Genomic DNA, 14,057 nt, shown 5'->3' on the forward strand with positions numbered 1-14,057 from the left:
CGCGGCCCGGCTCACTCGCATCCGAGCTGTTCGTCGAGACGCCGGATCTCGCTCCGCTGCGCGGCGCGGCGGGCGGACGCGGTGGCGGTGCGCAGCGCGCTGCACGCGGCCGTCACGTCACCGGCGAGGATGTGCGCCCGCACCAGGCCGATGTTCGCGCGCACCTGGTCGTCGCGGCCGAGCCGCGGCAGCAGCGCGCGCATGGACTGCGCGAGGCTGCGCGCGGTCGGCGCGTCCACGCCCGCGCCGTCGAGCGCGCGCACCAGCGAGTCGAGCGCCGACGCGGCGGTGCGCGCCTCGGATGGCGGCTCGTCGTCCGACGTCTCACCGCCCGCCGCGCCCGACACGCGCGCCGCGTCGTCGCGCGGCCGCTCGGCGGACCTCGGCGCCGGTGTCGACGCGGGCGCGGCGACGCCAGGCGGCGTGGCGGGCGGCGCGACGGAGTCGGCGACCGGCGGCGCCGGCGGCGTCAGCGCCGCGAGCTGCGACGTCGGCTCGGCCGAGGTGCGCGGACGGGTCGCGAGCAGCGCACCGGCCACGAGCACCGCGACGACGACCGCCGCGCCCAGCCATCGCGTCCGCGATCGGCGCGCCGGCGCCTCCATCGACCGCACGTGCGGCATCCGCGCGGCCGGCACCGGCGCGTCGGGCGTCGGCATGTCGGGCGCGATCGCGGGCATGGATGCCGGCATGGATGCCGGCATGGGTGCGGGCATCGGCGTGGACGGCGGCGTCGGCGACGGCCGCGCGGGCGGCGTGTCGGCGCGTCGCTCCGCCGGCGTCGGCAGCCCCACGCGTCCCGTCGTCGTCGGCACGGGTCCCGGCCACTCCTCGTGGATCGCGAGCATCAGCGCCTGCGCGAACTCGCCCGCGCTCGCGGGGCGGCCCGTGCGATCGCGCGACAGCGCCGACTCGAACAGCTGCTCCATCGACTCCGGCCAGGTCACGCCCGGCGTGCTGTCGAGCAGGTGGTGCGGCGACTCGACGAGCCGCGCCATGCGCGCGCGCTCCGGCGTCGTCATGTCGAACGGCAGCGTTCCGGTGAGGCACTCGAACGCGACCAGCGCCAGCGCGTACACGTCGCTGCGCGGATCGAGCGGCTCGCCGAGCAGCTGCTCGGGGCTCATGAACTCGGGCGTGCCGACGACGAAGCCCGTGCGCGTGAGCGCGTGGTCCTCCGAGCCGAACGCCTTGGCGATGCCGAAGTCCACGACCTTCACGCGATCGCGGCCGCTCGCCGACGTGACGACGAGGATGTTGTCGGGCTTGAGGTCGCGGTGGATGAGCGGCGGCGTCAGGTCGTGCGCAGCGTCGAGGCCGGCGGCGATCTGCCGGATCAGCTCCGCCGTGCGCCGCGGCGGCAGCGGCCCTTCCGACTCGATGATGCGGCGGAGCGTCTTCCCGGGCACGTACTCCATCGCCAGGTAGACGAGGCCGTCGCGCGTCTCGCCGTAGTCGTACACGCGCGCGACGTGCTCCGCCTCGATCTGGCTGGCGTTCGACGCCTCGCGGTTGAAGCGCGCGACGGCCATCGGATCGCGCACGAGGTCCGCGCGCAGGATCTTGATCGCGGCCTGCTGCGGCAGCCGGACGTGGCGCGCGAGGTAGACCTTCCCCATCCCGCCCTCGCCGAGCAGGGCCGTGACGAGGTAGCGGTCGGCGACGACCGATCCGACGACGCTCTCGGCGGACTCGACCACTCGGAGCGTGCTGCCGTCGATCGAGCAGAACGAGTTCTGATCGTCGTAGGACGTCCCGCAGACCGGGCAGACCTTCGGCATCGGGCGACGGCGCCTCGCGCGCGTTCGCGGCCACTACGCGCCTTCACAGCGGCGCATCGGGCGAAGGTACGGTGCGTCCGCGCGGCCAGCAAGCAACGCCGATCAGTACCCGGATTCGCCGGTGCCGACGCGTCGCCGCGGCGCCGATGCACGCGGTGCCGACGCACGCGGCGTCGCCCGCGCCTCGAGCGCCGCCGCCCGCTGCTCGGCCAGCTGCTCGAAGCACGGCACGCGCGCGGCGGCCCACAGCGGCCCCTCGGTCGCCCGGGTGCGCTCGCGGCATACGCGGTCGCGCGTCGCGAGCCACGCGCGCTGCTCCGCGCGCAGCGCGCGCACCGACGCCGGCTCGCGCACGCCGCCCGCCGCGCGGCGGTAGCGCGCGATCACGCCCTGGTAGACGCGGGTCAGCCGCGCGTCGGTGCGCTCCAGGTGACCGAGCAGACAGCTGCGCTGGTCGGCCGACGCGGGCGACTGGCACGTCTCGGCCAGCGTGCGCGCGACGCCCGGCGCGCTCGGCGTGCTCGGGCGCGGAGATTCGGGCGCCGCGGGCGGAGCATTCGGGACCGCGGCGCGCCCGGAGTCCAGCCGCACGTCGCCCGCCGCGCTGTTCGCGGTGCGCGCGGATGCGGCGAGCAGCGAGTCGAGCGCGGTGTCGCGCGCGACGGGAGGCGCCGGCGCGACGGACGGGGCCGACGTCGCGATCGTCGGGTCGATGCCGTCGTCCGAGCGCCGCGACGACACGAGCGCCAGCAGCAGCACGAGCATCACGGCCACCGCGCCCGTCGCGAGGAGCACCGGACGGCGTACGCCGCGGCGCGTCGCGCGCACGGGCGGGGTCTGCCGCAGCGGCGGATCGACCGCGGCGGGAGCCGTCGCGGGCGCGGGCGCGATCGGCGGTGCCTCACCGGCCGACACCGGCACGACGCGCCGCAGCGTGGTCGCATCGATCTCCGCCGTGCTCGGCGCCGGCGGCAGCGGCGTCGCGCGGGGCGTCAGGCGCGCGAGCAGCTCGCCCGCGTCGCGCCAGCGCGCGGCGGGATCCTTCTGCATCGCCCCCTCGATCGCGCTCAGCAGGAACGCGGGGATGTCGGGCCGCAGCGCCGCGAGGTCGGGCAGCCGCTCGTGCTTCTGGTTGTGCAGCACCGTGTAGAGCGTCTCGCCCTGCCACGGCCGCCGGCCCGCGACCATCTCCCATCCCACGAGGCCCAGCGCGTAGACGTCGGCGCGCTCGTCGGCCGTGCGGCCGTCCACCTGCTCGGGCGCCATGTACGTCGGCGTGCCGAGCGAGCTGCCGGTCATCGTCAGCAGCGTGTCCGTGTCGAGCGAGCGCGCGATGCCGAAGTCCGCGAGCAGCGCGCGGTCGCTGCCATCCTCCAGGAAGATGTTCTCGGGCTTCACGTCGCGGTGCACGATGCGCGCGGCGTGCGCGTGCGCGAGCCCCGCCGCGACGTCGCGCAGCACGCCGATCACGACGTCGAAGCGCAACGGGCCGGCCTCGCGCAGGATCGCGCGCAGCGTGCGCCCGTGCACGTACGCGTTGACGATCGCGAACGCGTCGCCCGTCTCGTCGAGCGCCTCGACGCCGAGGGTGCGCACGAGGTTCGGGTGGCGCAGGCCGGCGACCGTGCGCGCCTCACGCGCGAAGCGGCGCAGCGCCTCCTGGTCGGCCGAGTAGCGCGTCGCGATCAGCTTGATGGCGACGTGCTGCCCGGACTGCCGGTCGCGCGCGAGGTAGACCACCGCCATCCCGCCGCGCCCGAGCTCCGCGAGGATCTCGTACCGGCCGGTGAGGCGCCGGGCTTCGGGCGGGAGCTGGTCGGGGAGAATCGGCACGGCAGCTGGGAAGGAGACGCGGCTCACACCGGCATCCCCCGTGCCCGCGCCGCGGCCCGGGCCGCCACACGCCTTCGCGCCGGACGTGTGCAAGTCGCGCGGCGGCTGGCGTCTCCCGTTCGACGGTCCCGCGATCGTCCCACGATCCAGCAGGCCAACGCCCGACAGGAGAGCTGCATGTCCCGCTCGCTCCGCCGCGCCGCGCTCGTCCCCCTGGTCGCCGTGCTCGCCGGCGGGCCGGCGCTCGCGCTCACCGCCCCCGACCTCCTCGCACGCGTCGCCCCCGGCACGCGCATCGGGGCCCCCACGCGCGCCGCGCCCGTCGTCGCCGGCGAGGTGCGCGACGCGCGCAGCGCCGCGCCCGTCCCCAACGCCTCGGTGCAGGTCGTCGGCACCAACCTCGGCGCGCTCACCGACGCGCAGGGGCGCTTCGCGATCCGCGCCACGGGGCTCGCGCCCAACGCCACCGTGACGCTGGTCGTCCGGCGCATCGGCTACGAGGCGCAGACGCGCCCGCTGCAGCTGACCGGCGACACGGTGCGCGTGGCGTTCCGCCTCAAGCCCGCGTCGATGAATCTGGAGGCGGTGGTGGTCGCGACGGAGCAGGCGCGTCGGGAACGGCGCCTGCCGACGACCGCCGACGCGGCGGCCGCACAGTCGGTCGTCTCCGCGCCGCTCATGGCGCCGCCGCCGACGTTCGTGGCCGGCGGGGTCGCGCGCGGGGTGAACCGCAAGGCGGTCGGCCTGCAGCGCGGCACCGCGCGCGCCGACGACGGCTTCCGGCGCCAGCCGAGCGACTCGACCGCGTTCCAGCGCGAGGGCTACGACCGCATCGAGGACAACCCGTTCCTCGCGGTCGCCGGCAACCCGCGCTCGACGTTCTCCATCGACGTGGACCGCGCGAGCTACGGCAACGTGCGCCGCTTCATCACGCGCGGCCAACGCCCGCCCGCCGACGCGGTGCGCATCGAGGAGCTGGTGAACTACTTCCCGTACGCCCTCCCGAGCCCGCGCGGCGAGCATCCGATCGCGATCGCGACCGAGGTGATGCCCGCGCCGTGGCAGCCGAAGCACCGGCTGGTGCGCGTCGCGCTGCAGGCACGCCGCATCGAGACCGCGCAGCTGCCGCCGAGCAACCTCGTGTTCCTGCTCGACGTCAGCGGGTCGATGGCGAGCCCCGACAAGCTGCCGCTCGTGAAGCAGGCGTTCCGGCTGCTGGTCGAGCAGCTGCGGCCGCAGGATCGCGTGGCGATCGCGGTGTACGCGGGCGCGGCCGGGCTGGTGCTGCCGTCGACGTCGGGGCGCGAGAAGGCGCGCATCCTGGAGGCGATCGACCGGCTGGAGGCAGGCGGCTCGACGGCCGGCGGCGAGGGGCTGCTGCTGGCGTACCGCACGGCGCGCGAGGCGCGCGCGGAGATCGAGGGCAACGGCCGCGTCAACTCGCGCGTCGTGCTGGCGACCGACGGCGACTTCAACGTCGGCGTCTCCAGCGACGCGGCGCTCGAGCGGCTGATCGAGGACCAGCGCGCCTCGGGCACGTACCTGACGGTGCTCGGCTTCGGCACGGGCAACTACCAGGACGCGAAGATGGAGAAGCTCGCGAAGCGCGGGAACGGCAACTACGCGTACGTCGACGACCTGGCCGAGGCGCGCAAGGTGCTGGTGCACGAGCTGGGCGCGACGCTGCACGTCGTCGCGCAGGACGTGAAGCTGCAGGTCGAGTTCAACCCGGCCGCGGTGCGTGCGTACCGGCTGATCGGCTACGAGAACCGCCTGCTGCGCGACGAGGACTTCGCCGACGACAAGAAGGACGCGGGCGACGTCGGCGCGGGGCACAGCGTGACGGCACTGTACGAGGTGGTGCCCGCGGGCGTGACGGGCACGGTCGCCGTGCGCGACGCCGAGCCGCTGCGCTACGGCTCGAGCACCGGCTCGAGCACCGGCGCGACCGAGGCGCGGCCGGCCGCGGCGGGGCGCGACGAGCTGCTGTTCGTGCAGCTGCGCTACAAGCGCCCGGGCGAGGACACGAGCCGCCTGATGCGCCAGGTCGTGCGCAACGACGACGCGGTCCGCAGCGTGGCCGCGGCGAGCGCCGACTTCCGCTTCGCCGCATCGGTGGCGGGCTTCGGGATGCTGCTGCGGGACTCGGAGCACAAGGGCGCCGCGACGGTCGCGGACGTGCTGGCGCTGGCGCGCGGCGCGGTGGGCGACGATCCCGGTGGGCACCGGGGCGAGTTCGTCGGACTCGTCGAGCGCTGGCGTCGCCTGGACGCGGAGATCGCGACCAACAGATAGGGCGGAGGACGGAACGGCGGAGAACGGAACGGCGGACGACGATGGAGCGTGAAACGGAAAGGCGGACCCTTCAGGCTTGCAGCTTCGAGCTAACGGGTCCGCTTCTTCGTCTCACGCCCTTCCGTCCTCCGCTTCATCGTCCTCCGCCGTTCCGTCTTCCGCGTCTTCGATCCCAACTACGGGTCGATCGACCCATGTCTTTCGCGCCATCCCCACGTACCTTCCCGCCCATGCCGCCGCGCCCGCGTCCCGTGCCCACGCTCCGCCCCCCCAAGGTGCTGCCGCCGGGCGGAGGCGAGACGCTGCACGTGCTCGACGAGGTGGCGACGTTCAAGGTGACCGCGGGCGACGGCCAGGGCGCGTTCTCGCTGGTGGAGCTGGACTGCCCGCCCGGCGGCGGCGTGCCGCTCCACACGCACGACGTCGCGGACCACGTGCTCTACGTGCTCGAGGGCACGTTCGCGCTGACGCTCGACGGGCGGCGCGAGACGGTGACGCCCGGCGCGTGCGCGATGATCCCGCGCGGGCATGCGCACGGCTACGCGAACGTCGGCGACGCGCGCGGCCGGCTGCTCGTGATCGCGACGCCGCCTGCGAGCGAGGAGCGCGTCTTCCTCGAGCTGGCCGCGATGCTGGCGACGGGCCCCGACGGCTCGACGGAGCTGACGTCGGCCATCCGCCTGCTGGGCGCGCGGCACGACCTCGCGCTGCCGCTGGCCGAGCAGCCGCCGACGGATCCGCCGCCCGCATCGTGAGCGGCGTTCCATAGAAGTCTGCATCGCATGCATGCGGGCGCGCACCGAATCGGTGCGCGCCCGCTTCGCATTCGTACCTCGCATGCATGCGATCGACGCGGGCGATCTTCGACTGGTGCGAAGTTTGGGTCATGCGACCCACGACGCACCCGTTCGGCGGCGGCATCATCGTGCACACGAAGGTCGTGACACACCGCTCACGCCCACTCAACATCGACGACCCGCTGCGACGTGCGTGCTCACGCACCTCACGCACGCGCGGGCGCTGCCCGAGGATCGCGCCATGTCCCGCAACGTCTTCTCCGCGCTGGCCGCCTGCGTCGTCGTGACGCTCGCTGCATGCGGCGGCTCCGATAGCGTCACGTCGCCCGGCACGAACACGCCGCCCGGCAACACCCCACCCGGCAACACGCCCCCGGGCAACACGCCGCCGACCTCGACGCCCGTCGCGACGGTCGCGATCACGCCCGCCGGCGGCACCGTGTTCGTCGGCCGCACGCTGCAGCTCTCCGCCGCGGCGCGCGACGCCGCGGGCGCGACGCTGAGCGGCCGCGCGATCACGTGGACGTCGTCGGCCGACAGCATCGCGCGCGTCGACGCGAACGGCCTCGTGACCGGCGCCGCCGCGGGCAACGTCGTCATCACCGCGGCGAGCGAAGGGAAGACGTCGACCGCGACCGTCGCCGTGCAGAACGTGCCCGTGGCGAGCGTCGTCGTGACGCCGGCGACGGCGAACCTCCGCACCGGCGACACGCTGCGCCTCGCCGCCAGCGCGCGCGACGAGAGCGGCGCGACGCTCGCCGGCCGCCAGGTGCGCTGGACGTCGAGCTCCAACAACGTCGTCACCATCGACAGCGTCAGCGGCCTGCTGCGCGCGATGGGCCAGGGCTCGGCCACCATCACCGCGACCAGCGAGGGGAAGACCGGCACCGCCACCGTCGCCGTCATCGCGCCCGTCGCCACCGTCAGCGTCAACGCGGCGCTCGACACGCTCGAGGCGTGGGACGTCGTGCAGCTGACCGCCACGCTGCGCGACGCGGCGAACAACGTGCTCACCAACCGCGTCGTGCGCTGGACCAGCAGCAACACCGCCGTCGCCACCGTCGACAGCCTGTCGGGCATGCTCACGGGCCTCGACCGCGGCACCGTCACCGTGACCGCCACGAGCGAGGGCAAGGTCGGCACCGCGACGCGCGTCGTCGTGATCAAGTACCGCTCGATCACCGCCGGCACCGAGCACGCCTGCGACATCGCGTCGGGCGGCATCGTCTGGTGCTGGGGCCGCAACGGCACGCAGCAGCGCGTCGGCATGGCGCAGAACGCGTCGGAGTCGTACAGCAACGTGCCCTTCCAGCTCAACACGACCCTGCGCTTCACGCAGATCAGCACCTTCGGCACGACGACGTGCGGCATCGCGCGCGACGGCAAGGCGTACTGCTGGGGCTACAACGGGTGGGGCAACCTGGGCAACGGCAGCAGCGTCACGAGCCCGACGCCCGTCGCCGTCGCCGGCGGCCACACCTTCAAGTCGATCTCGCTCGGCGGGCAGCACAGCTGCGGCGTGACCACCGACGACAAGGTCTACTGCTGGGGCTTCAACCAGAGCTCGGAGTTCGGCAACAACACGTCGGCCAGCAGCAACGTGCCGGTGCTCGCCGCGAACGGGATGTCGTTCGCCAAGGTCAGCGGCGGCAACGACGTGACGTGCGGCGTGACGGCGGGCGGCCAGGGCTACTGCTGGGGCCACAACGGCGCCGGCCAGCTGGGCGACGGCCTGCGCATCACGGGCGGCAACACCTACACGCGCACCCCGTCGGCGATCGTCGGCGGCCTGACCTTCCGCTCGGTCCACGCGTCGCAGAGCTACAGCTGCGGCCTGACCACCAGCGGCGAGGGCTACTGCTGGGGCTCGGGCGGCAACCGGTTCGGCAGCGGCTTCTCGGGCGAGACCTCGACGCCGCGCGCCATCCCGGGCTACAGCTGGAAGCAGATCGCCCCGGGCTCGCGCCAGGCCTGCGGCATCACGACCTCGGACGAGATCTACTGCTGGGGCTCGAACGGCTCGGGCCAGCTGGGCAACGCGGTCGGCACCAACGGCAGCACCACGCCGGTCCGCGCCGGCGGCTCGATCAAGGGCGCGGAGGTGAGCGCCGCGAACATCGCCACGGGCTCGGCGGCCTACACCTGCGCCATCTCGGCGGACCGCCTGACGACCTGGTGCTGGGGCCGGAACGACTACGGCCAGCTGGGCAACGGGGCGACGACGCCCTTCGAGACGGCGAACGTGAATCCGCAGATCGTGGTGGGGCAGAAGCCGCTGCCGGTGACGCGCTGATCGCATGGCCTCCATGTGGGGTGGGTGCCGCGACGCGACCCATCCCACGCGAAGCGGCGGAGTGAGCGGCGAGCGGCGAGCGTCGAGGGGATCCCTCTCGACGCTCGCCGCTCGCCGCTCGACGCTTCCACTTAAGCGCCCCCCGCTTAAGCGCCTTTCCGCCCGCCTAAGCACCCGTAAGCGCCGCTCCAAGCACCCGCCGCGAGACTGGTGGCGCGTCCCGGGGCGGTCTCCGCACGGCCTCGGGACCCGGAACCGCCGGCGCGCCGTCGCGCCGCCGCGGCCTCTCCCCGTCACAGGTCCGACTCCGCGCCGAGCGCGGGCCGGTCACCCGAGGATCGCTCCATGCTCCGTCGCCTGCTCCTCCCCGCCCTCGCCGCCGCGTCCGTGACGCTGGCCGCCTGCGGCGGCTCCGACTCCCCCGGCTCGCCCATCACCAACCCGCCGCCGCCGGCCGCCGTGGCCACGGTCGCGATCACGCCGAGCACGGGCACCGTCTTCATCGGCCGCACGATGGCGCTCGCGGCGTCGCCGAAGGACGCCGCCGGCAACGCGCTCTCCGGCCGCACGGTCACCTGGAGCTCGTCGGCCGAGTCGGTGGCGCGGGTGGACGCGAACGGCGTCGTGACCGGCGTCGCCGCGGGCAGCGCCACCATCACCGCCGCCAGCGAGGGCAAGAGCGCCAGCACGACGCTGCTCGTGCAGGCCGCGCCGCCGGCCGCCGTGGCCACGGTGTCTATCGCCGCCGCCAGCGGCAACCTGAAGGTCGGCGACACGCTGCGCCTCGCGGCCACCACGCGCGACGAGAGCGGCGCCGTGCTCGCGGGCCGCACCGTGCGCTGGACGTCGAGCGCGCCGATCGTCGCCACCGTCGACTCGGTCAGCGGCCTCGTGACCGCGCTCCGCAGCGGCGCCGCGACGGTCACCGCCACCAGCGAGGGGAAGACGGCGACGCACGCGCTGGTCGTCACCGCGCCCGTCGCCACGGTCAGCGTCAACGCGTCGATCGACACGCTCGAGGCGTACGACATGCTGCAGCTCTCGGCCACGCTGAAGGACGCCGCGGGCAACGTGCTCACCGACCGCACCGTGCGGTGGAGGAGCAGCAACGACGCGGTCGCGACCGTCGACAGCCTCACGGGCGTCATCAGCGGCGTCGATCGCGGCACCGTCACCGTGACGGCGACGAGCGAGGGGAAGTCGGGGACGCGCCAGCACACGATCGTCATCAGGTACCGCTCGCTCACGACGGGCAGCGAGCACGCCTGCGACATCGCGTCGGGCGGCATCGCGTGGTGCTGGGGCATCAACGGCACCGAGGGGCGCCTCGGCTCGGGCGCGGCGGGCGCGTTCGGCTCGTACAGCAGCCAGCCGGTGCAGGTGGCGGGTGGCCTGCGCTTCAACCAGCTCAGCACCTACGGCAGCACCACGTGCGGCGTGACGCGCGCCGGGAAGCTGTACTGCTGGGGGAGCAACAGCGCCTTCGCGCTGGGCGCGGGCAGCAGCGCGGCGCAGAGCCCCACGCCGGTCGCGGTGGCGAGTGGCCTGATCTTCAAGCAGGTGTCGGTCGGCAGCCAGCACGCGTGCGCCGTGACCACGGACGGGCGCCTGTACTGCTGGGGCCCGAACAGCAGCGGCCAGCTCGGCACCGGCAACACGACGTGGGCGCAGACGCCGGTGGCGTCGGCGACCGCGCTGACGTTCGCCAGCGTGTCGGCGGGCACGGACTACACCTGCGGCGTCACGCCGGCGGGCGAGGCGTGGTGCTGGGGCGCGAACGGCCTCGGGCAGCTCGGTGAGGGCAACGCGCCGTCGATGGGCAACACGCAGAGCAACAGCCCCGTGAAGGTGACGGGCGGCCTCTCGTTCGTCTCCATCTCGGCCAGCAACCAGGTGACGTGCGCCATCACCACCAACCCGGCCGCCTACTGCTGGGGGCGCGGCATCGACGGGCGCCTCGGCACCGGCAACACGGGCGTGACCTCGACGCCGTCGGTGGTCGCCGCGGGGACGCAGTTCCGCAGCGTCGCGACCGGCTTCACCGCGGTGTGCGGCGTCGACCTGGCGAGCGCGGTGTGGTGCTGGGGCATGGGCGCCAACGGGCAGCTCGGCCAGGTCGTGACCAACCAGGCGCCCACGCCGATCCGCGCCGGCGGCACGCTGAAGGCCGCGGACGTCAGCACGGCGAACGTCTCGGGCGGCTCGGGCAACTACAGCTGCGCCATCGCCGCCGACCGCCTCACGACCTACTGCTGGGGGCGGAACGACAAGGGGCAGCTGGGCAACGGCACCACGAGCGACGCGACCGCGGTCAACGCGACCCCGTCGATCGTCGTCGGCCAGAAGCCGCTCCCGGCCACGCGCTGACCATCCGCGCGAACACGCACACGCAGCACGCAGCACGCAGCAATCAGAGATCCGAGTGCCGTCATAGATCCCAGTGCAGTGATAGATGCCGGACCTCCGACGCCCCCGCGCTCCTCGAGCGCGGGGGCGTCGGTGCGTGATGGCCCGCCTGAGCGGTCCTTAAGCGCCCGACCAAGCACCCCGCGCGAGAGTGGTGGCGCGTCGCGGCGCTCCCGCGGCCGTCGCCTTCCCTGGTCATCCGCTGCCGCCCGACGCGCGGCGCGGCCACTCAGAGTCCGATAGAGGATCGCCCCATGCTCCGTCGCCCGCTCCTGCCCACCCTCGCCGCCGCGGCGCTCGCGCTGACCGCGTGCGGCGGATCGGACGCGCCCACCGGCACCGTGACGCCCGCGCCCGCGCCGCCGCCGGTCGTCTCCACCGTGGCCTCCGTCGTCGTCACCACCGCGCTCGACACGCTGGAGGCGTACGACGCCGTGCAGCTGCGCGCCACGGTGCGCGACGCGCAGGGCAACGCGCTCACCGACCGCGCGGTGCGCTGGACGAGCAGCAACCCCGCCGTCGCGACCGTCGACGCCGCGACGGGCGTGCTGACCGGCGTCGATCGCGGCACGGTCACCGTCACCGCGACGAGCGAGGGGACGTCCGGCACCGCGTCGCGCGTCGTCGTCATCCGCTACCGCTCGATGACCGCGGGCAGCATGCACGCGTGCGACATCGCGAGCGGCGGCATCGTCTGGTGCTGGGGACTCAACGGGCGCGAGGGCCGGCTCGGCGGCAGCACCCTGGGCGAGACGGTGCAGAGCAGCGCGCCCGTGCGGCTCCCCGGCGAGCAGCGCTACGTGCAGATCAGCAGCTACTCCGCCACGACCTGCGGCGTGACGCGCGAGGCCGACGTCTACTGCTGGGGCTACAACGGCTGGGGGATGCTCGGCAACGGCACGTCGGCCCCGCACAGCTACACGCCGGTGCTCGTCTCGGGCGGGCTGAAGTTCCGGCAGGTGAGCGTCGGCTCGGACTTCGTGTGCGCGCTCACCACCGCCGGCAAGGTGCACTGCTGGGGCGACAACGGTGACGACAACTTCGGCACGACGACCCCGCGCTACAGCACGACGCCGGTCCCCGGCGCGCAGGGGATGACCTTCGCCAGCCTGACCGCGGGCAGCGACTACGCGTGCGGCCTCACCGACGCGGGCGCGGCCTTCTGCTGGGGATGGAGCGGCGTCGGCAACCTGGGCGACGGCGCGCGGCCGACGATGGGCAACACCAGCATCGCGACGCCCAACGCCGTCGTCGGCGGGCACGCCTTCCGCTCGCTCTCCGCGTCGAGCTCCGTGACCTGCGGCGTCACCACCGCCGGCCAGGGGCTGTGCTGGGGCCGCGGCGCGTCGAACCGCCTGGGCACCGGCAGCACGGGCGAGTTCTCGGTGCCGGGCGTGGTGCTCGGCGGCCACGCGTTCCGCAGCATCGCCGTCGGCTACGGCGCGACGTGCGGCATCGCCACCGACGCGTCGCTCTGGTGCTGGGGCTCGGGCGAGCTCGGTCAGCTCGGCCAGGTGGTGCCCGGCACCGCCGCGCAGCCGGTGCGCGTCGGCGGCGGCGTGACGGCCAGCGAGGTGAGCCCCGCGAACGTCGCGGGCGGCTTCGGGAGCTTCACCTGCGCCGTCGCCGCCGACCGCCTCACCAGCTGGTGCTGGGGACGCAACGACGTCGGCCAGCTCGGCAACGGCACCACCACCGCGGCCACCGCGAGCAACGCCACGCCGTCGGTCGTCGTCGGGCAGAAGCCGCTGCCGTGACGGGCATGCAGTAGCTGCGTGCTGCGTGCCGCGTGCTGCGTGCTGCGTGCTGCGTGCTGCGTGCACGACCAACTGCTTCAGACAGGATGACAGGATGACCAGGAGGCTCCGCGGTGCGCATGGAACCACGCGCCACAGGGAGCCTCCTGGTCATCCTGTCATCCTGTCCGATGCTGTTCGCACCTCAGCGTCCGGCGCGCTGGATCCCTTTGCCTTTTGGAGAGGGTACGGATTCTTGGGATGTAGCGGATGCTCCGGATCGCTCCGCGAGGCGGCGACGTGCCGTGCGCCACACGGAGCGATCCGAAGGATCCGTTCAGATCCGGAGCATCCGCACCCTCCCCAACAGCCACCATCCCCGCGGCGCGACGAGGCGTCCGGAGGCCCTCACGCAGCACGCAGCACGCAGTGGTCTATTCGAGAATCCGCTTCTCGATGATCTCGAACAGTCGGTCGAGTCCTCCCTTCCCGTTGCCCGCGGAGCCGTTGCCCGAGCCGTTGCTGTTCGACGGGAAGAGATCCCGGATGCCGCCGAAGAGATCGGGAAGCCACGGGTTCGCCGCGGCCGGGCCGTTCTCCTCCACCCGCACGACGCGGCCCGAGCGCGCGGCGAGCATCGCGATGTAGTGGATGCGCCGGCCGTCGACGTCCTCGTGCCAGTACCGGTAGATCTCGGTCCGCTTGATCGCGAAGCAGAAGCAGTCGCCCGACGGCACCTGCTCGATCACCGCGTCGATCAGCGCCTCCGCGCCGCGCTCGTCGGCGACGTCCAGCCCGAACACGCCGGCCGTCGCCCACAGGTACACCGATCGCGAGCGGACGACGTGCGGGTTGAGCGCGGAGCCCAGCGGGGCGTCGTACATGCTGCTTCCCTCGTGAGGGCGTGAGCCGTGGG

General features: G+C 74.0%; 8 protein-coding genes. 5 read left to right on the plus strand and 3 right to left on the minus strand.

The features are described from left to right. Window positions 1-11: 11 nt before the first annotated feature. Both rosag_RS09870 and rosag_RS09875 read right to left on the minus strand, forming a co-directional pair. Window positions 12-1,781 carry a serine/threonine-protein kinase gene (locus tag rosag_RS09870; RefSeq protein WP_284349938.1) on the minus strand — a complete coding sequence of 590 codons (1,770 nt, stop codon included), beginning with the start codon at window positions 1,779-1,781 and terminating at the stop codon, window positions 12-14. Window positions 1,782-1,883: 102 nt separating this feature from the next. Then, window positions 1,884-3,614, minus strand: coding sequence for a protein kinase domain-containing protein (locus rosag_RS09875; RefSeq protein ID WP_284349939.1), 1,731 nt, complete (start codon window positions 3,612-3,614; stop codon window positions 1,884-1,886). A 177-nt stretch (window positions 3,615-3,791) separates the two neighbouring features. On the opposite strand from rosag_RS09875, the gene rosag_RS09880 reads away from it, so the two are divergent. From rosag_RS09880 to rosag_RS09900, 5 genes are all read left to right on the plus strand, one after another. Then, entirely contained in the window at window positions 3,792-5,909 is a 2,118-nt protein-coding gene (locus tag rosag_RS09880; protein WP_284349940.1) for a YfbK domain-containing protein, read from the plus strand. A 251-nt stretch (window positions 5,910-6,160) separates the two neighbouring features. Further along, window positions 6,161-6,664, plus strand: coding sequence for a cupin domain-containing protein (locus tag rosag_RS09885; protein WP_284349941.1), 504 nt, complete (start codon window positions 6,161-6,163; stop codon window positions 6,662-6,664). A 283-nt stretch (window positions 6,665-6,947) separates the two neighbouring features. Then, complete coding sequence (locus tag rosag_RS09890) at window positions 6,948-8,999, plus strand: Ig-like domain-containing protein (protein ID WP_284349942.1); 2,052 nt, start codon at window positions 6,948-6,950, stop codon at window positions 8,997-8,999. 345 nt (window positions 9,000-9,344) lie between these two features. Next, window positions 9,345-11,366 (plus strand): Ig-like domain-containing protein, encoded by a 2,022-nt coding sequence (locus tag rosag_RS09895; RefSeq protein WP_284349943.1) that lies wholly within the window; start codon window positions 9,345-9,347, stop codon window positions 11,364-11,366. A 293-nt stretch (window positions 11,367-11,659) separates the two neighbouring features. After that, entirely contained in the window at window positions 11,660-13,162 is a 1,503-nt protein-coding gene (locus rosag_RS09900) for an Ig-like domain-containing protein (RefSeq protein WP_284349944.1), read from the plus strand. Between the two features lie 413 nt (window positions 13,163-13,575). Here the strand turns inward: rosag_RS09900 and rosag_RS09905 are convergent, their stop codons facing one another. Further along, on the minus strand, window positions 13,576-14,025 hold the full coding sequence (locus rosag_RS09905; protein ID WP_284349945.1) for a hypothetical protein: 450 nt from the start codon (window positions 14,023-14,025) through the stop codon (window positions 13,576-13,578). Between the last annotated feature and the right edge of the window lie 32 nt (window positions 14,026-14,057).

Source organism: Roseisolibacter agri, assembly GCF_030159095.1.
Taxonomy (GTDB): Bacteria; Gemmatimonadota; Gemmatimonadetes; order Gemmatimonadales; family Gemmatimonadaceae; genus Roseisolibacter; species Roseisolibacter agri.

Excerpts from the sequence above, each read along its gene's own strand:
- rosag_RS09900 (WP_284349944.1), top strand. The coding sequence starts at position 11,660 with ATGCTCCGTCGCCCGCTCCTGCCCACCCTCGCCGCCGCGGCGCTCGCG.
- rosag_RS09895 (WP_284349943.1), top strand. The coding sequence starts at position 9,345 with ATGCTCCGTCGCCTGCTCCTCCCCGCCCTCGCCGCCGCGTCCGTGACG.
- rosag_RS09905 (WP_284349945.1), bottom strand. The coding sequence starts at position 14,025 with ATGTACGACGCCCCGCTGGGCTCCGCGCTCAACCCGCACGTCGTCCGC.
- rosag_RS09890 (WP_284349942.1), top strand. The coding sequence starts at position 6,948 with ATGTCCCGCAACGTCTTCTCCGCGCTGGCCGCCTGCGTCGTCGTGACG.
- rosag_RS09880 (WP_284349940.1), top strand. The coding sequence starts at position 3,792 with ATGTCCCGCTCGCTCCGCCGCGCCGCGCTCGTCCCCCTGGTCGCCGTG.
- rosag_RS09870 (WP_284349938.1), bottom strand. The coding sequence starts at position 1,781 with ATGCCGAAGGTCTGCCCGGTCTGCGGGACGTCCTACGACGATCAGAAC.